This is a genomic window from Pseudomonas knackmussii B13 (genome assembly GCF_000689415.1).
GTDB lineage: Bacteria > Pseudomonadota > Gammaproteobacteria > Pseudomonadales > Pseudomonadaceae > Pseudomonas > Pseudomonas knackmussii.
This window is the reverse complement of record NZ_HG322950.1, coordinates 832,790-849,441: the sequence shown is the minus strand read 5'-3', so window position 1 is coordinate 849,441 and position 16,652 is coordinate 832,790. Positions and strand designations below refer to the sequence as shown.

General features: G+C 67.9%; 16 protein-coding genes. 5 read left to right on the top strand and 11 right to left on the bottom strand.

Features of this window, described 5'->3' with window-relative positions:
• Positions 1 to 10: 10 nt before the first annotated feature.
• From PKB_RS04090 to PKB_RS04055, 8 genes are all read right to left on the bottom strand, one after another.
• Entirely contained in the window at positions 11 to 829 is an 819-nt protein-coding gene (locus PKB_RS04090) for an ABC transporter permease (protein WP_043249219.1), read from the bottom strand.
• A 1-nt stretch (position 830) separates the two neighbouring features.
• A complete protein-coding gene (locus PKB_RS04085; RefSeq protein ID WP_043249218.1) occupies positions 831 to 1,742 on the bottom strand; it encodes an ABC transporter permease in 912 nt (303 codons plus the stop codon).
• Positions 1,743 to 1,891: 149 nt separating this feature from the next.
• Positions 1,892 to 3,034 (bottom strand): ABC transporter substrate-binding protein, encoded by a 1,143-nt coding sequence (locus PKB_RS04080; RefSeq protein ID WP_043249217.1) that lies wholly within the window; start codon positions 3,032 to 3,034, stop codon positions 1,892 to 1,894.
• Positions 3,035 to 3,111: 77 nt separating this feature from the next.
• A complete protein-coding gene (locus tag PKB_RS04075) occupies positions 3,112 to 4,227 on the bottom strand; it encodes an ABC transporter ATP-binding protein (protein ID WP_043249216.1) in 1,116 nt (371 codons plus the stop codon).
• 210 nt (positions 4,228 to 4,437) lie between these two features.
• Positions 4,438 to 5,256, bottom strand: coding sequence for a helix-turn-helix transcriptional regulator (locus tag PKB_RS04070; protein WP_043249215.1), 819 nt, complete (start codon positions 5,254 to 5,256; stop codon positions 4,438 to 4,440).
• A gap of 160 nt (positions 5,257 to 5,416) precedes the next feature.
• On the bottom strand, positions 5,417 to 6,763 hold the full coding sequence (locus PKB_RS04065; RefSeq protein ID WP_043249214.1) for an RNA helicase RhlE1: 1,347 nt from the start codon (positions 6,761 to 6,763) through the stop codon (positions 5,417 to 5,419).
• Between the two features lie 52 nt (positions 6,764 to 6,815).
• Positions 6,816 to 7,292: a LabA-like NYN domain-containing protein gene (locus tag PKB_RS04060; RefSeq protein WP_043249213.1), complete on the bottom strand. Its 477-nt coding sequence runs from the start codon at positions 7,290 to 7,292 to the stop codon at positions 6,816 to 6,818.
• Between the two features lie 89 nt (positions 7,293 to 7,381).
• Entirely contained in the window at positions 7,382 to 8,113 is a 732-nt protein-coding gene (locus PKB_RS04055) for a DUF2076 domain-containing protein (RefSeq protein ID WP_043249212.1), read from the bottom strand.
• Between the two features lie 169 nt (positions 8,114 to 8,282).
• On the opposite strand from PKB_RS04055, the gene PKB_RS04050 reads away from it, so the two are divergent.
• The gene (locus tag PKB_RS04050; protein WP_043249211.1) at positions 8,283 to 8,948 is read left to right on the top strand and encodes a YciC family protein; all 666 of its coding nucleotides are present in this window, start codon (positions 8,283 to 8,285) and stop codon (positions 8,946 to 8,948) included.
• Between the two features lie 7 nt (positions 8,949 to 8,955).
• Here the strand turns inward: PKB_RS04050 and PKB_RS04045 are convergent, their stop codons facing one another.
• Positions 8,956 to 9,795, bottom strand: coding sequence for an SDR family oxidoreductase (locus tag PKB_RS04045; RefSeq protein WP_043249210.1), 840 nt, complete (start codon positions 9,793 to 9,795; stop codon positions 8,956 to 8,958).
• A 199-nt stretch (positions 9,796 to 9,994) separates the two neighbouring features.
• On the opposite strand from PKB_RS04045, the gene PKB_RS04040 reads away from it, so the two are divergent.
• The gene (locus PKB_RS04040; RefSeq protein ID WP_043249209.1) at positions 9,995 to 10,744 is read left to right on the top strand and encodes a substrate-binding periplasmic protein; all 750 of its coding nucleotides are present in this window, start codon (positions 9,995 to 9,997) and stop codon (positions 10,742 to 10,744) included.
• Positions 10,745 to 10,748: 4 nt separating this feature from the next.
• Here PKB_RS04040 and hrpB read toward each other — a convergent pair whose 3' ends face one another.
• Positions 10,749 to 13,268: an ATP-dependent helicase HrpB gene (gene hrpB / locus PKB_RS04035; protein ID WP_043249208.1), complete on the bottom strand. Its 2,520-nt coding sequence runs from the start codon at positions 13,266 to 13,268 to the stop codon at positions 10,749 to 10,751.
• 169 nt (positions 13,269 to 13,437) lie between these two features.
• Here hrpB and PKB_RS04030 point away from each other — a divergent pair, with 169 nt between their 5' ends.
• Genes PKB_RS04030 through PKB_RS04020 form a run of 3 tightly spaced genes read left to right on the top strand, consistent with a single transcriptional unit; the run spans position 13,438 to position 15,264 of the window.
• Positions 13,438 to 13,854: a hypothetical protein gene (locus tag PKB_RS04030; RefSeq protein WP_043249207.1), complete on the top strand. Its 417-nt coding sequence runs from the start codon at positions 13,438 to 13,440 to the stop codon at positions 13,852 to 13,854.
• A 1-nt stretch (position 13,855) separates the two neighbouring features.
• Positions 13,856 to 14,371, top strand: a complete 516-nt coding sequence (locus tag PKB_RS04025) for a DinB family protein (protein ID WP_043249206.1) — start codon at positions 13,856 to 13,858, stop codon at positions 14,369 to 14,371.
• The gene (locus tag PKB_RS04020) at positions 14,368 to 15,264 is read left to right on the top strand and encodes a cation diffusion facilitator family transporter (protein WP_043249205.1); all 897 of its coding nucleotides are present in this window, start codon (positions 14,368 to 14,370) and stop codon (positions 15,262 to 15,264) included. The genes PKB_RS04025 and PKB_RS04020 overlap by 4 nt, the downstream gene beginning before the upstream one ends.
• Here the strand turns inward: PKB_RS04020 and PKB_RS28930 are convergent.
• Complete coding sequence (locus PKB_RS28930; RefSeq protein WP_084166569.1) at positions 15,257 to 16,510, bottom strand: DUF6515 family protein; 1,254 nt, start codon at positions 16,508 to 16,510, stop codon at positions 15,257 to 15,259. The two genes, PKB_RS04020 and PKB_RS28930, sit on opposite strands and share 8 nt — an antisense overlap.
• Positions 16,511 to 16,652: the final 142 nt, after the last annotated feature.

The window sequence follows — 16,652 nt, the reverse complement described above, 5'->3', positions numbered from 1 at the left end:
CCTTGTAGCCTCAGGCGGTCTGAACGCCGGCACGGCGGTTCTGCAGGTAGCGGGAGGTGAACAGCAGCGCCAGCGAGGCGCAGATGATCACCGTGGAAATGGCGTTGATCTCCGGGGTGATGCCGCGGCGGATCGAGGAGAAGATGTAGATCGGCAGCGTGGTCTCGGAGCCGGCGACGAAGAAGGCGATGATGAAATCGTCGAAGCTGAAGGTGAACGCGAGCAGGAAGCCGGCCAGGATCGCCGGGGCGATCTGCGGCAAGGTCACCCGCCAGAAGGTGTCCAGGGGCGGCGCGTAGAGATCGGCGGAAGCTTCCAGCAGCGCCTTGTCCATGGCCTCGACGCGGGTGCGGACGATCACCATCACCAGCGCCATGGTGAACAGCGAGTGCGCCGCGACCACGGTGCCGAAGCCCATGTTCAGTTTCGGCAGGCCCAGTTCCAGGGCCGCCAGCAGCGGGTTGAGCACGTCGAACAGGGTGATGAAGGCGATTAGCGTGGCGATGCCGATGACGATCCCCGGCACGATGATCGCGCAGTAGGTCAGCGCATCGAACAGCAGGCGCACTCGCTTGCCCACGCGCTGCAGGCCGAACACCGCGAGGGTGCCGAACAGCGTGGCGATCAGCGCCGAGCAGGTGGCGATGATCGCGCTGTTGCCCAGCGCTTCCATGATGAAGGGGTTGCCGAAGGCGCGGCCGAACCACTGCACCGAGCAGCACTGGAAGCTCAGCCCGCTGCGCCCTGCGTTGAAGGCGAAGAGCATGATCAGCGCGATGGGCGCATAGAGGAACAGGTAGATCGACGTCGAATAGCTGCGCAGCCACATCTCAGAGCACCCCGTCGTTGCGCGGCCCGCCGAAGCGCGCGGCGAGTTTCAGGTATAGGCCGATGATCGCCAGCATCATCGCCACCAGGGTCATGGCCACCGCACTGCCGAACGGCCAGTTGCGCGACTGCAGGAACAGGTCGACCAGGGCGTTGCCGACGAAGAACACCTTGCCGCCGCCGAGGATCGCCGGGATCAGGAACTCGCCCATCAGCAGGATGAACACCAGCATCACCCCGGTGATCACGCCCGGCGCCGACAGCGGCAGGGTGATCCGGCGGAAGGTCTCGAACCCGCTCGCGCCGAGGTCGCCGGAGGCTTCCAGCAGGCGCTTGTCGAGCTTCTCCAGGGTCACGTAGATGGGGAACACCATCAGCGGCAGGTAGCCGTAGACGATGCCGATCAGCACCGCCCAGGGCGTGTTGATCAGGCGCACGTCGGCGATGCCGAAGGTTTCCAGCAGCGCCGGGATGCCCTTGCCGCTGAGGATGAAGATCCAGGCGTAGGTGCGGATCAGGAAGCTGGTCCAGAACGGCACTATCACCAGGGTCAGCAGCAGCGACTTGTTGCTCCGCACCTTCACCGCCAGGAAGTACGCCAGCGGATAGGCCGCCAGCAGGCAGGCCAGGGTGCCCAACGGGGCGAGGGTCAGGGTGTTCCAGAAGGCCTGGGCGCGCGAGCCGAGGTTCAGGTAGTTCTCCAGCGTCAGCCCGCCGCCGTAGCCGCCCACCGCGCTGCGCTCGCCGAAGCTGAAGACCAGGATGATCACCAGCGGCATCAGCAGCATGAGCAGGAACCAGAGGGTGGAAGGCAGCAGCAGGAGCAGGGTGACGCGCCGGCCGAGACTTCTGGCGCGCGACACCGGGGGCGTCGCCTGCGTCTGCGGCAACGGGGCGCTGACAGCGATGTTCATGTTCGATTCCCTACGCATGGATTTGTCGCCTGGGCATTGCGGTTCACTGGGTCCCCGCGTTCGCGGGGAAGACGATTGGAAACCCCGCGAACGCGGGGCGACGATTGGTGCCCCCCGTCATTCCCGCGAACGCGGGAACCCAGAAACCGTCAGGCAGCCTTGAACCGCGCCATCAGCTCGGCGCGCGCCGGGCTGGTGAGGGTTGCTGCGGCACCGAACTCCAGCGGCGAGAGGCGTTCAGCCGCCGGGTACATGATCGGGTCGTCGAGCATCGCCTTGGGCAGCAGCGCATCGACCCGGCTGTCACCGCTCGGGTAGCCGTGGGCCTCGACCTCCAGCTTGTTGTGCTGCGGGTCGAGCAGGTAGTTGATGAAGGCGTAGGCGGCGTCCTTGTGCTCGGAGCCCTTGGGAATGGCGAAGAAGTCGCTCCAGATTTCGCCGCCTTCCTTGCCCAGCACGAAGGTCATGTCCTTGTTGTCGCGGTGCAGCTGCGAGGCGTCGCCGGTCCAGGCCATGGCCATCCAGGCATCGCCGTTGCGCAGCGAGGGCTGGATGTCGGAGTTGATGGCGAACAGGTGCGGCTTGGCCTGGATCAGCAGCTTCTCGGCCTCGGCGAGTTCCTTCGGGTCCAGCGAGTTGAAGCTGTAGCCGTAGTACTTCAGCGCGTTGCCGATGGCGGTGAGCTGGTAGTCGTGGACGATGGTGCGGCCCGAGGCGCTGGTCAGGGTCAGGTCCCAGAACTGCTTCCAGGAGTCCGGGCTGCCCTTGATGTGGCTGGCGTCATAGACGATGCCGGTGGTGCCCCAGTTCTTCGGCACGGCGTAGACCTTGCCGTCCACCGTGCCCTGGGCCATGAAGCGTTCCTGGAAGTCCTTGGCATCGAAGTTGGGGATGCGCGAGAGGTCCAGCGGCTCGATCAGGCCGAGCTTCACGTAGGTGCTGATGGTGTAGTTGGTCGGCACGAAGACGTCCCAGCCGCTGCCGCCGGCCTGCAGCTTGGCGAGCATCTCCTCGTTGGAGCCGAACACGTTCATCTGCACCCGCGCGCCGGTGGCCTTGGCGAAGGCGTCGAAGTTCTCCGGGTTGTGGTAGTTCGGCCAGGTCGCCAGGGTCACGCGGTCGCCCAGGTTGCTGCCCTCGCCGGCGTAGGCCTTGCCCAGCAGCAGGCCCGGCGTGTTTGCCGCCACCACCGCCGCCGCCAGCCCCAGGCCGGTGCGGCCGAGGAACTCGCGGCGGGTGATGGAACCGTTTTCCCAGCTGCGCATCGTCTTGATGAAGCTCTTCTTGTCCATCGTCACTCCCCGCCTGTCTGCTGATTGTCGTTAGTGTTGGATCGTCGAGTGCCGCGCCGCCCGGCGCGGCGAAAAACTCAGAGGGTCATGGCCAGCCCGCTGGCCTGGTTCCAGCCGACCTGCACGCGCGCGCCGTGGCCGAAGCCGTCACCGCCCTCCCCGCCCTGGCGCGGCACGCGCACGCAGACGATGCCGAAAGCGTCGGTGCGCACCCGGTACTCGGTGAGGTTGCCCAGGTAGATGCGGTCCTCGACGCAGCCGCGCAGGCGCACTTCGCGCGCGAGGTCGGCGTCGTCGGCGGCGATGCCGACCAGCTCCGGGCGCACCGCGATGCAGCCCTCGGTCTGCGGCGCCAGCGCGGGGCCCGTGGGCGTCTGCGGGCTGCTCAGTTCGAGGCCGGTGGCGGTGCCCAGCACCACGCGGTCGCCATCGAGGCGGCGCACGGTGCCGGAGAACAGGTTGGACTCGCCGATGAAGTCGGCCACGTAGCGGCTCGCCGGGGTCTCGTAGAGGGCTTCGGGACTGGCGGTCTGGATGATCAGGCCGTCCTTCATGATGCTGATGCTGTCGCTCATCGACAGCGCCTCTTCCTGGTCGTGGGTGACCAGCACGAAGGTGATGCCGACCTCGCGCTGCAGGCGCAGCAGCTCGGACTGCATCTCCTTGCGCAGCTTGCGGTCCAGCGCTGCCAGGGGCTCGTCGAGCAGCAGCACGGTGGGCTTGTTGACCAGCGCGCGGGCCAGCGCCACGCGTTGCTGCTGGCCGCCGGAAAGCTCGTGCGGCTTGCGCGCGCCGAAGCCGGACAGGCGCACCATCTCCAGCGCCTCGTCAGCCATGCGGCGCTGGGCGGCGCGGTCCGGGCGAGGCGTGCGGTAGCGCAGGCCGTAGGCGATGTTCTCGGCCACCGTCAGGTGCGGGAACAGCGCGTAGTGCTGGAACACCATGTTCACCGGGCGCTGGTGCGCGGGAATCCCGGCCACCGGCTTGCCGGCCAGCAGCACCTCGCCTTCGCTGGGCTGCTCGAAGCCGGCAATCATCCGCAGGGTGGTGGTCTTGCCGCAGCCGGAGCTGCCGAGGAAGGAATGGAAGGCGCCGCGACGCACCTTGAAGCTCAGGCCGTTGACCGCCTGCACGCTGCCGTAGCGCTTGACCACGTTGCGGAATTCGATGTCGAAGACCTGGCTGGAATCCATCACCGCGCGCCTCTCGATAGTTGTTCTCGTTGTTGCCGAACACGCTATCAACGGGGCTTTCGGGGTGTATATATCCCTCGGGGGATAGGCCCGGTACGAATAATGTAGGAGCGGATCTCATCCGCGAAAATCCAGCGCAGAGGCCACCTTGTAGGAGCGCACCATGCGCGCGATTCGCGGGCAAGGCCCGCTCCTACAGGTTCCCGCCGTTCAGGCGGTAGCGCGCACTTCTCGGACGCCCTCGTGCCCCGCCAGTTCGCGGATGAACAGGCCCAGCAGCTCCGACTGGCTGCCGATGCCGAGCTTGGCGTAGATGTTCTTGCGGTGGATCTTCACCGTGCCGGGGCTGATGTCGAGCTGCTCGGCCACCGAGGCGCTGGAGTGGCCGCGCAGCAGCAGCTGGACGATCTCCTGCTCGCGCGCGGTCAGCACCTGGGCGCCGAAATGGTCGAAGGCCTCGCGAATCTTGTAGTCCAGGTCCTGTGCCGGGCGGGGTTGCGCGCGGCGCAGCGCCCAGGCTTCGCGGACCATCTGCTCGACCACCGGGCGGGCGCACTCCAGCAGCTGCATCTCGTCGCGGCTGTAGGCGGGGCTCGAAGTCTTGCGCATCAGCGACAGCACCGCCTTGGCGCCGTCGTCGAGGTCGACGAAGAAGGCGATCTCCTCGGTCAGCCCGGTCTGCTGGTAGTAGGTCTGGTAGTACTCGCCCAGGTAGAAGTGGTCCGGCGCGAACTGGCGCAGGCGCCACAGGCCGGGGGCCTGGTCGCGGGTGCAGGCGAGGTAGAAGGGATCGAGCAGGTAGGGGCCGACCTGGTAGTCCTCGACATAGACATGCCGGACATCGGCCGGGAAGGTGTCGAACAGGTCCAGCGGCCGGTGGTTGCCTTCGTAGACGAAGAGCACGAAGTGATCGACCGGGCAGGCCTGCTGCAGCCACTGGCTGAGGCCGAGCAGGCGTGGGCGGCCGGGGGCGAGCGGGAACAGCTGGGCGACCCCGCAGGTCCAGGCTTTGAGTTCCTTGTGGCGCATAGGCTTTCGTTCTTGTTGTGTGCGCGGAGCACACACTATAGGCGTTCAGGATTCCGCACGGAAATGCAGGTTTTGCGCCACTATCCTGAAAGCCCGCCCGGCGCGGCACCTCGCGCGCCGAGCGAGGCGAAAGCGCACCAGCTTGATGCGCCCTGCCCTGTCAGCGCCCCTTGCCCTTGGGCGCGCTCGGCTTCTTGCCTGCCGGCGCCTTGGCGAAGCCCGGCGCCTTGCGCACCGCCTTCACCTGCGGCTTGTCGTCCAGCAGGTTGCCCAGGTGGACCTTGCCGGGCTTGCCCTCGGGGACCTTGGGTTGCTTGGGCTTCTTCGGCTTCTTCACCAACTGGCCGCCAAGGGTGGTCTGCGGCACCCGGTGCTCGGCCTCGAAACCGTCCTCTTCGCTGCGCGTCAGCAGTTGGCCGATCAGCGTTTCGATGGCCGCCAACTGCTGCACTTCATCGGCGCAGACCAGCGACAGCGCCTGGCCGCTGGCCCCGGCGCGACCGGTACGGCCGATGCGGTGGACGTAGTCCTCGGCGACGATCGGCAGGTCGAAGTTGACCACCAGCGGCATCTCCTCGATGTCGAGGCCGCGCGCGGCGACGTCGGTGGCGACCAGGAAGTTCACCTCGCCGTCCTTGAACCGCTGCAGCGCGCGCAGGCGCGACGGCTGCGGCTTGTCGCCGTGGATCGAATCGGCGGCCAGGCCTTCGGCCTGCAGGCGACCAACCAGTTCGTCGACGCCCTTGCGGGTCTTGGCGAACACCAGCGCCTGGCGCCAGCCGCGGCTCTGCAGCAGGTGCAGGAACAGCTCGGCCTTACGCTTCTTGTCCACGGTGATGAGCTGTTGCTTGACTGTCTTCGCCGCGGTGTTGCGAGGTGCCACTTCGATGGACAGCGGGTCGCGCAGCAGGCCGCCGGCCATCTTGCGGATCGCCTCGGAGAAGGTCGCGGAGAACAGCAGGGTCTGGCGGCGCTTGGGCAGCGCGGCGAACACCTCGTCCAGCTCGCGGGCGAAGCCCAGGTCGAGCATGCGGTCGGCTTCGTCGAGCACCAGCACCTGCAGTTGGGTGAATTTCAGGGCGTTCTGCCGGTACAGGTCGAGCAACCGGCCCGGGGTGGCGACCAGCACGTCGACGCCCTTGCGCAGCTTCATCATCTGCGGGTTGATGCTCACCCCGCCGTAGGCCACCGCCGTGCGCAGCGGCACGTGCTGGCCGTAGACACGGAAGCTCTCGTGGACCTGCTCGGCCAGCTCGCGGGTCGGCACCAGCACCAGCGCGCGAATCGAGTTGGCGGCCACCTGCGGGCCTTCCTGGAGCAGTTTCTGCAGCAAAGGCAGCGCGAAGCCGGCGGTCTTGCCGGTGCCGGTCTGCGCCGCGGCGAGCAGGTCGCGGCCCTTGAGCACGGCGGGAATCGCCTGCGCCTGCACCGGCGTCGGCTTCTGGTAGTCGAGCCCGTCGAGGGCGCGCAGCAGGGGTTCGATCAGGCCGAGTTCGGCGAAGGTCATGGAAAGCTCGCAATCGGAAAGGGAATGGGCGGCATTTTAGCCGCGCCAGGGATCAGTGGCGCAGCAGCAGGCTGCCTTCGATGGGCACGTAGCGCGTCGCCGAGCGGATCAGCGCCTGCGCAGTGAGCCCCGGCACGCCGTAGGCGGTGGCGTCCTTGCCCTGGGCGCGGACGCGCTGCAGCAGCAAATCGAAGTCGCCGTCGCCGGAGCACAGGACGATTTCGTCCACCCGCGGCACCGCGTCGAGAATGTCGATGGTGATGCCGACGTCCCAGTCGCCCTTGGCCGAGCCGTCGCTGCGCTGGATGTAGGGCTTGAGCTTCACCTCGAAGCCGAGGTTGCGCAGGATGCGCTGGAACTGCTGCTGGCGGGCGTCGCCACGGTCGATGGCGTAGGCATAGGCCTCGACGATCTGGCCGTCGCGGCTCAACTCTTCCCAGAGCGCGGTGTAGTTGAAATGGCAGCCGTAGGCCTGGCGAACCGTGTAGTAGAGGTTCTGCACATCGGCGAACAGGGCGAGGGTCTTCAACGGCGGCTCCGAGGTTGGCGGCGGGCGCGCATTATCGCAGCCCGCCCCCGCGCCGCCAGCCCCGCGCGTCGTCGGCGCGGGGAGATCGGTCAGCTGAACATGTCGCCGTCGTCGTCGAAGAAGCTCGAATCGCCGCCGCCGAAGCCGCCGTCGTCATAGTTGCTGTCGGTGAAGCCGCTGTCCGCGTAGTTGTCTCCGCCGAGCGAGGACAGGCTGTCGTCGAAGTTGGTCGGCTGCTGGTCGAAGCGATCCACCGGCACCTGCTCCTGGATCACCTCGACGATTTCCTGCGGCTGCGAGTGGTGGAACATGTTGGTCAGCAGGTCCGCCACCACCATGCCGCCGGCTACGCCCGCAGCGGTCTGCAACGCGCCACGCATGAAGCCGCCACCCTGGGCGGGAGCCGCCTGGGGCGCAGCGGCCGGACGAAAGTCATTCGGGTTGCTGGCATAACCGGCGCCAGCCGGCTGCGAGAAGCGGGTCTGCCCCCAGCCATCAGGGCGCTGCTGTTGTTGCGGCTGCGGCGCGGCCTCGCGCTGACCGCCGCCGAACAGGCCGGCGAGGAAGCCGCCGCTGCTCGGGCGGTTTTCCTGCTGCTGGGCGACCTGGGCTTCCAGCTCCTTCACACGCTGGTCGAGCCGCTTGATCGCCGCTTCCTGGATCAGCATCGCCTGCGCCATGTAGTAGGGCGCTGCGGGCTGGCGCACCAGGTACTGGTTGATCTGCGCCTCGGCCTGGGCGTCGCGCGGCGCGGATTGGCGCTCGGCTTCCTGCAGGCGGGTGAACAGGCCTTCGATCAGGGTTTGCTCTTCGGATTTCATGTGCTGCCTCGAGTGAGCGGCGGGGGAGAGAGGGATAGCGCTGAAGATTGGATCGACCGGCGAAAAAACAAGTTCCTGCCCGATGAAATGTTCATCCCCGCGCACCCTCTGGTCGGCCCAGCCGGGCATGGGTTAGAGTCGCTGGCGTCCTGGTCTGCTGGGGGAGCCGATGAATCCCATCTCCATCCTGCGCGATACCTGGTTCTTCTTCAGCCGCCACCTCGGCACCCTGCTGCCGCTGTGCCTGCCGTGGATCGTCCTCGAGAGCCTGACCCAGCAACAGCTGAGCCTCGCCGCGCAGTCCCAGCAGTTCGCACCTTGGGGCATGGCCGCCGGCCTGGTCTTCTACCCCATCTACACCGCCAGCCTGCTGCTCTACCTGATCGACTTCGGCGAGGAGCGCCGACGTGGCGTCAGCGAGCTGTGGCGCGCCGCGCTGCGCCTGTGGCCGGCTTTCGCGCTGCTTTCGGCGCTGAGCTCGCTGCTGATCGTCATCGGCTTCTCGCTGATGATCCTTCCGGGCATCTACGTGATGATCAAGCTGGCCTTCGCCGAGGTGCTGCTGGTCAAGCGCGGGCTGCGTCCGCTGGATGCCATCCGCGAGAGCTTCCGCCTGACCAACGGGCACTTCTTCCTGCTGCTGACCACGGTACTGGTGATACTCGCGCCGACCTGGGCACTGCAGGGTTACATCGAGCAGTTGAACGACGAGGCGGCTGGCTACGGCCTGGCGCTCAACGCCCTGAGCGGCTTCTTCCAGTTGCTGCTGACGGTGCTCACCTACCGCATCTACATGCTCGGCCCGGAACGCGAGCAGGGCAGCGAGCAAGCCTGACGGCCGCTCAGCGCGGCCCCGGTTTCAGGCCCGACATCCTGGGCACCAGCAGACGCTCGAACAGGCGCGGGAAGTAGCGCGCCAGGATGCGCGCCCGCCAATTGACGTTGGACAGCACCAGCAACCGCTTGCGGCGCAGCGCGCCCTGGTAGATAGCCTCGGCCACGTCGCGTGGCGAGGCCACTTCGCTACCCAGTACGGTGGCCGGCTGGCGGATCACCGAACCATCGCCGACCAGGGCGTTCTTGCGCAGGTCGGTGGCGGTGAAGCCCGGACAAGCCAGGGTGATCGCCACACCGGTCCCGTCTAATTCCATGCGCAAGGTGTCGAACAGACCGTGCAGGGCATGCTTGCTGGCGTTGTAGGCGCTGCGATAGAGCAGCGGCGCGAAGCCGGTCAGCGAACTGAGCACGATGATCTGCCCCTGCCGCGCGACCAGGCTGGGCAGCGCCGCCTGGGTGCAATGCAGGGCACCATAGAAGTTCACCGCCATGACCCGCTGGAAGACCTTCAGGTCGGTCTCGGCGAACAGGCTGCGGTGGGTGATGCCGGCGTTGTTGATCAGCACGTCGATGCCGCCGAAGCGCTCGACCGCCAGTGCCACCGCTTGTCGCACAGCTTCCGGATCGGCGATGTCGCAGCGCAGGCCGAGGGCTTCGACGTTGAGATGCTGCTGCAGGTGCTGCACCAGGCTGTCGAGCGCCGCCTGGTCGAGATCGAGGATCACCGGACGCGCGCCGGCCTGGGCGAAACGCAGCACCAGGGCGCGGCCGATCCCCGAGCAGCCGCCGGTGACGAGCACCGTCTTGTGCAGGTAGACCTTGCTGGAAAAGACCTTGCGTTGCATCGCCGATGCCCTCGCCGGACGCCATCGAGGCCGCGTCGCCTCTAGCATAGCCGTTGCCGCTGGAGGCCCCGCCGCGTCTGCCGTGCGGCACGTCACAGGTGCACCTGTCAGCGGTCCGGGGAGTGCTGGACAAGCCCCGAAACGCCGACCATGCTCGCTCTGACACCACCACAAAAACGATAAAGGTGCAGAGCCCGCCATGCTCAAAAAATTCCTGCTTCCGCTCGCCTCGACGTTGCTGCCCGCCTCCTTCGGCCACGCCATGTCGGGGACGTCGCCGTCTCCGCAGCAGCTGGACGTCGGCTACTACGAGTTCCCGCCATACATCTTCACCGACGACGACGGCAGCACCCAGGGACTGGGCGCCGAGCTGGTGCGCAAGCTGCTGCGCCAGGCCGGTTATCGCGCCGAGCTCCACTCGCTGCCGAGCGCGCGCCTGTACCAGTCGCTGCAGGATGGCAGCATCCAGGTCTGGGCCGGCGCCCCGGGCAAGCCGGAACTGGCCGACAGCACCCTCGAATGCGCGCACACCCTCGGCCATGTCGAGCTCAACCTCTATCGCCTGGCCACGCGCCCGGCGCCGCGCCTGCCGCAAGACCTGGTCGGCAAGCGGATCATCCTGATCAGCGGCTACAGCTACTGGCGCCCGGCGACAGAGCTGCTCGACGACCCGGCGCTCAAGCTGGAAGTGCACCGCACCAGCACCCACGCCGCCGCGCTACAGATGCTGCTGCGCGACCGTGGCGACTACCTGCTCGACTACCAGGCGCCAGTGGAACAGGCCCGGCGTGACGCCGGCATGCCGCCGCTGGCCACCACCGCGCTGTTCCGCCTGCCGCTCAAGCTGATCCTCTCGCGCCGCACACCGGACGCCGAACAACTGCGCCAGCGCCTAGACCACGCCTACGAGGAACTGCACTCCGCCGGCGAGCGCCTGGAGCTCAACTAGCCGCTCAGCTCTTGCGCGGCTTGGCCCGCGCGGTGGGCTCGGCGATCAGCGGGTCGTCCGGCCAGTAGTGCTTCGGGTAGCGGCCCTTGAGGTCCTTCTTCACCTCGGCGTAGGTGCTGCGCCAGAAGTTCGCCAGGTCCTGGGTCACCTGCACCGGCCGCTGCGCCGGCGACAGCAGGTGCAGCTTCACCGCCACCCGGCCATTGGCGATGCGCGGAGTATCGGCCAGGCCGAAAAGCTCCTGCAGCCGCACCGCCAGCACCGGCGGAAACTCGGTGTAGTCCAGGCGAATGTTCGAGCCGGATGGCACCTGCAGCGTGCGCGGCGCCAGCTCGTCGAGACGCGACGGCAGCGGCCAGGGCAGGACGCTATGGAGGATGCCCGCCAGCTCCAAGTTAGCGAAGTGCGACAACCGCGAGACCTTGCCCAGGTATGGCTGCAGCCAGTCTTCCAGGGAATCCAGCAGGGCTGCGTCGCTGACGTCCGGCCACTCGCTTTCGCCCTTGCTCTCCAGGTCGAGCCGGCGCAGCAAGTTCACCCGCGCCTGCCATTGGCGCAACTCCGGCGTCCACGCCAGCAGCTCCAGCCCCTTGCGCCGCACCAGGCCGAGCAGCGCCTTGCTGCGTGCCTCTTCATCGAGACTCGGTAGCGCCTCGCGGCTGAGCACCAGCTCGCCGACCTTGCGCTGGCGCTCCGCGCGCAGCACGCCTTCGCGCTCGTCCCAATCCAGCTCGTCGCGCTGGCTGACCTGCTCGGCGAGCACCGAATCGAACAGCGCTGCATTGAGCGCCGCTGCCAGATAGATGCGCTCCTCGCGCTGGCCCTGGCGACTGCCGAGGTCGGCGACCACCAGCCAGGGCTCCTTCATCAAGGCATCGGGCTCGCCGAACTGCGCGGCGCGGCCGTTGGCCAGGCGGTATTCGCCACCGCCCTCTCGGCGCTGCCGGGCCACGCGGTCGGGATAGGCGAAGGCCAGCAGCGCACCGAGCCAGCGCGGGTGATCGGGATCGCTCACGGCCTCGCTGGGTTTGCCCCGCAGGTAGCCACGGAATTGCCGGGACAGCTGCTTGGCGCGCTGCACTGCACCACGACTGGTTCGGTTGCTTGCCGATTCGCCGGCAAGCAATGCCGTGCGTTCGTGCAGGTCGGCGCCGGCACCGCGCAGAATGTCTCGCTCGCCCAGCAGCGCGGCAACGTCGCACGCCAGTTGACCGAGACCGAGCGCCTGGCCGCGCAGCAACAGATGAGCGATGCGCGGGTGGGCGGGCAACTCGGCCATCGCCTGGCCATGGGCATTCAACGCGCCGCTTTCGTTCAGTGCGCCGAGACGCGCCAACAGGTCGCGTGCCTGTGCATAGGCAGCGGCCGGCGGCGTATCGAGCCAGGCCAGCTCGCCCGGCTCCACGCCCCAGCGACCCAGCTGCAAGGCCAGGCCAGCGAGGTCGGCCTGGAGGATCTCCGCCGTGCCATAGGCCGGCAGTTGGTCGTGCTGCGCCTCCGACCACAGCCGGTAGCACACACCCGGCTCCAGGCGCCCGGCACGGCCGGCGCGCTGGGTGGCGGAGGCGCGGGAGATGCGCTGGGTTTCCAGGCGGGTCATGCCGCTGCCCGGATCGAAGCGCGGCACCCGCGCCAGGCCGGCGTCGACGACGACGCGCACACCGTCGATGGTCAGGCTGGTCTCGGCGATGTTGGTCGCCAGCACCACCTTGCGCTTGCCCCCCGGCGCCGGCTCGATGGCCGCGCGCTGGGCGGAGAGTTCGAGCTCGCCGTGCAGCGGGCAGAGCAGCACTTCGCTGCGCCCGGCCAACGCTTCGCCCAGTTGTTCGGCGACGCGGCGGATCTCCGCCTGCCCGGGGAGGAACACCAGCAGGCTGCCTTTTTCGTCGGCAAGGGCCTGGAGGACTGTCTGCACCACGCGCGGTTCGACGAACTCGCCGGCCTGGAACGGCCGCCCCCAGCGCGTCTCGACCGGAAACATGCGCCCTTCGCTGCGCACCACCGGTGCCTCGCCAAGCAGCGCGGACAAGCGTTCGCCTTCCAGCGTGGCGGACATCACCAGCACCTTCAGCGGCGTATCGCGCAGCAGCTCGCGACCATTGAGCGTCAGCGCGAGAGCGAGATCGGCGTCGAGGCTTCGCTCATGGAATTCGTCGAAGATCACCAGGCCAACGCCGTCCAGCGCCGGGTCGTCCTGCAGGCGGCGGGTGAGGATGCCTTCGGTGACCACCTCGATGCGCGTCTTCGGGCCGACCTTGCTGTCCAGGCGGATGCGGTAGCCGACCGTCTCCCCGGCCTTCTCGCCGAGCTCCTCGGCCAGGCGCTCGGCCGCCGCGCGGGCAGCCAGGCGGCGCGGTTCGAGCATGAGGATGCTCTGCCCGGCCAGCCAGGGTTCGTCGAGCAGCGCCAGCGGCACGCGGGTGGTCTTGCCGGCGCCCGGCGGCGCCTCCAGCACGGCCTCGTCGCGCTCGGCGAAAGCCTCGCGCAGAGCCGGCAGGACTGCGTCGATCGGAAGCGCATTCATGACTATATTTCTTCAACCCTTAAGGAGACGGAAACGACAAACCTGCGATTATAACGGCGAACCGCCGCGGCCTTGCGGCAGTCCCATGAACAGGTGGGAGTTCACCACCGATAGAGGCTTCCGGCGCCTGGTTGCTATAGTCGCCGGCTCATCTTCCAGGAGGTTCTTCATGCGTCTCGCTACCCGAGTTTCCTGCGCGGTCCTCAGCGCCACCCTGCTCACCCAGCTCACCGCCTGCGGCACGCTGTTCTACCCCGAGCGGCGCGGCCAGATCGACGGCCGTATCGACCCGGCAATCGCGGTGTTCGATGCCATCGGTCTGTTGTTCTACATCATCCCGGGCCTGATCGCCTTCGGCGTAGACTTCGCCACCGGAGCCATCTACCTGCCCGACGCGAAATACTCGGTCGCCCCGGAAAAACTGCACGAGGCGGTCGGCGCCGACGGCCAGGTGGACAAGGCTAAACTCAAAGCGATCATCCAACGCGAGACGGGCCGCGCCCTGCCGCTTGACGACCCGCGCCTGATCCAGCGCGTCGGCAACCCGCAGCAACTGGCCAGCCTCGGAATGCATCTGGAGGGCTGACATGCACGCGGCACTTGGGCGCCACCTGGAAAAACTCCTCGACTATCACCTCTGGGCCTACGAGCGCATGCTCGAGGCCGTCGCACCGCTGGACGAGGACGTCTACCGGGCGCCGCGCGGGCTGTTCTTCGGCAGCCTGCACGGCACCCTCAACCACCTCGCGGTGGTCGACCGCATCTGGCTGGCGCGGGTCGAGGGCAAGCCCTGGCAGTTCGAGCGCCTGGATACGGAAGCCGCGCCCGATCGCGATTCGCTGGCCGCCTTCCTCGCCGAAGGCATCGCCGGCTGGCGCCTGTGGCTGAGCCGGCAGGACGAGACCGACCTCGGCCGCCTGCTCGAGTACCGCAACATGGCCGGGCAGGAACACCGCCAGACCCTGACCGACATCGTCCAGCACCTGGTCAACCACGGCACCCATCACCGCGGGCAGATGAGCGCCGCGCTCACCGCGCTTGGCCAACCAGCCCCGCTGCTCGACTACATCTATTTCCTTCCGCATCGCCAGGACACCCGATGACTGAAAAATCCCAACGCGCCCGGTTGCTGCACCTGGCCACCGGCGCGTCGCTGGCGGTCGCCCTCACGCTGGTCGTGGCCAAGGCGGCGGCCTGGTGGTTCAGCGGCTCGGTGAGCATGCTCGCCGGCCTCACCGACTCGCTGCTCGATGGCGCCGCCTCCCTGCTCAACCTGCTCGCCGTGCGCTACGCACTGCGCCCGGCGGACGACGACCACCGCTACGGCCACGGCAAGGCGGAATCGCTTTCCGGCATGGGCCAGGCGCTGTTCATCGCGGTCAGCGCGGTGCTCATCGGCACCCAGGCGCTGGATCGCCTGCAGCACCCGGAACCGCTTGGCGCCACCGGCTGGGGCATCCTGGTCATGCTGCTGTCGCTGGCACTCACCGCCGCGTTGCTGGCGGTGCAGCGCTACGTGATCAAGCGCACCGGCTCGCTGGCGGTGCAGGCTGATTCGCTGCACTACCGCTCGGACCTGCTGCTCAACAGCAGCATCCTGGTCGCGCTGGTCCTGGCACGCTACGGCTTCCCGCGGATGGACGCGATCTTCGGCCTGGGCATCGCCTGCTACATCCTCTGGAGCGCCGTGACCATCGCCCGCGAATCGCTGACCGTGCTGATGGACGAAGAGCTTCCGGCGGGAGTCAGCGCCCGCATGCTCGAACTGGCTTGCCAGGTGCCTGGCGTGGCCGGCGCCCACGACCTGCGCACGCGGGTTTCGGGCGAGCACTGGTTCGTCCAGCTGCATCTGGAGTTCCCCGGCGACATGCGCCTGTCGCAGGCGCACAAGCTGTGCGACGACGCGGTGCTGGCGATCCGCAAGGAGTTTCCCAAGGCCGACGTGCTGGTGCACGCCGACCCGCTGGAAGTGGTGGGCAAGGAAACCATCAGTTGATGCTGTAGCCGCGCCCGCTCAGGCAGGCCGACAAGGCGCCGCGATAGGCATCCACCGCCTGTTGCGGCGGCGCGTACTGGGCCATCGCCGGGTCGAAGCCGCTCTGCCCCACCGCCCAGGTGTGGCACTCGTAGTGGTCCTGCGCCTGCTGCTGCGGGCCCTGGCCGTACATCGGGTAGGCGATCACATCGTACGGATTGCTCGGTTCCACCGGCGCCTGCGCCACCTGTGCCGGGGGCGGCACCACCTCGTAACTCTGCGAACCGCTGTCGAACAGGTAGTAGGTGCCGGCCGCGAGGAAGTACAGCACGCTGCCGATCCATATCTGCTCGGCGTACGACGGCAGATAGTCCACGCGCACGCCGTAGGGCGGTGCCACCATCACGTAGCGCGGGCCGTGCGGGCGGTACCAGTAGCCGTCGCTGAAGAAGTAGTCATTGCCACGCCAGGGCACCCGGCGATAGCCATGGGGTACACGGTCGACCACGTAGCCGGGCCGCCAGTTGTCCGGGTGCGGCCCCCAGTTGCCGCCCGGTGGTCGGCCATGCCAGTCGTTGCCGCCACCTGGCGGACGACCCTGCCAGGAGTTGCCGGACGCCGATGGACGACCGTAGCCGTGGTTGTCGCGGTCGCCATGGTTGAGGCTCGGCCACTGCGTGGTCCAGTCGCCGGGGCGACGATCGTTGCCGTGGTCGTCACGCTCGGCTGTAGGTCGGCTCTGCCATTGGCCATTGCCGTTACCTTGCTGATGGCCTTGCCATTGCCCGGCCTGGCTGTTCTGCGGGCGGCCTTGCCACTGGCCAGCCTGGTTATTCTGCTGATGCCCCTGCCATTGCCCGCCGGGGTTGCCTTGCGGGCGACCCTGCCACTGGCCGGCCTGATTACCCTGCTGGTGGCCCTGCCATTGCCCGCCGGGATTGCCCTGCCCGCCGGGGTTGCCTTGCGGGCGACCCTGCCACTGGCCGGCCTGATTACCCTGCTGGTGGCCCTGCCATTGCCCGCCGGGATTGCCCTCCGGGCGACCCTGCCACTGGCCACCCGGGTTGCCCTGCGAATGCCCCTGACCCTGGCCGCCCCCATTGCCCTGGGGACGTCCCTGCCACTGGCCGCCACCGTTGCCGTTGCCCCCATGGCCGTCATGCCCCTGACCGCCCTGGCCCGGGCCTTGCCCTTCGGCCAGGGATTGACCGGCAATGGCCAGGGACAACAGCCCGCAAGTTGCCAGACGCCAGATAGCCGATTTCATGATTGCCTCGCCGCGACCTTCCGGCCGACCTGTGACGATTGGATAACCGGTAGACAACGCCGCACAGGCCCCATCCCCAAGGGCTAGGTAAAGTCAGAGTAAAGGTCGGCGGGGCAAATCGCGGGCAAGAAAAAAGGGAGGT

Coding starts and splice junctions, on each gene's coding strand:
- PKB_RS04050 (WP_043249211.1), top strand. CDS start 8,283: ATGAATCCCATCTCCATCCTGCGCGATACCTGGTTCTTCTTCAGCCGC.
- PKB_RS04055 (WP_043249212.1), bottom strand. CDS start 8,113: ATGAAATCCGAAGAGCAAACCCTGATCGAAGGCCTGTTCACCCGCCTG.
- PKB_RS28930 (WP_084166569.1), bottom strand. CDS start 16,510: ATGAAATCGGCTATCTGGCGTCTGGCAACTTGCGGGCTGTTGTCCCTG.
- PKB_RS04040 (WP_043249209.1), top strand. CDS start 9,995: ATGCTCAAAAAATTCCTGCTTCCGCTCGCCTCGACGTTGCTGCCCGCC.
- hrpB (WP_043249208.1), bottom strand. CDS start 13,268: ATGAATGCGCTTCCGATCGACGCAGTCCTGCCGGCTCTGCGCGAGGCT.
- PKB_RS04020 (WP_043249205.1), top strand. CDS start 14,368: ATGACTGAAAAATCCCAACGCGCCCGGTTGCTGCACCTGGCCACCGGC.
- PKB_RS04070 (WP_043249215.1), bottom strand. CDS start 5,256: ATGCGCCACAAGGAACTCAAAGCCTGGACCTGCGGGGTCGCCCAGCTG.
- PKB_RS04075 (WP_043249216.1), bottom strand. CDS start 4,227: ATGGATTCCAGCCAGGTCTTCGACATCGAATTCCGCAACGTGGTCAAG.
- PKB_RS04090 (WP_043249219.1), bottom strand. CDS start 829: ATGTGGCTGCGCAGCTATTCGACGTCGATCTACCTGTTCCTCTATGCG.
- PKB_RS04065 (WP_043249214.1), bottom strand. CDS start 6,763: ATGACCTTCGCCGAACTCGGCCTGATCGAACCCCTGCTGCGCGCCCTC.
- PKB_RS04080 (WP_043249217.1), bottom strand. CDS start 3,034: ATGGACAAGAAGAGCTTCATCAAGACGATGCGCAGCTGGGAAAACGGT.
- PKB_RS04045 (WP_043249210.1), bottom strand. CDS start 9,795: ATGCAACGCAAGGTCTTTTCCAGCAAGGTCTACCTGCACAAGACGGTG.
- PKB_RS04085 (WP_043249218.1), bottom strand. CDS start 1,742: ATGAACATCGCTGTCAGCGCCCCGTTGCCGCAGACGCAGGCGACGCCC.
- PKB_RS04030 (WP_043249207.1), top strand. CDS start 13,438: ATGCGTCTCGCTACCCGAGTTTCCTGCGCGGTCCTCAGCGCCACCCTG.
- PKB_RS04025 (WP_043249206.1), top strand. CDS start 13,856: ATGCACGCGGCACTTGGGCGCCACCTGGAAAAACTCCTCGACTATCAC.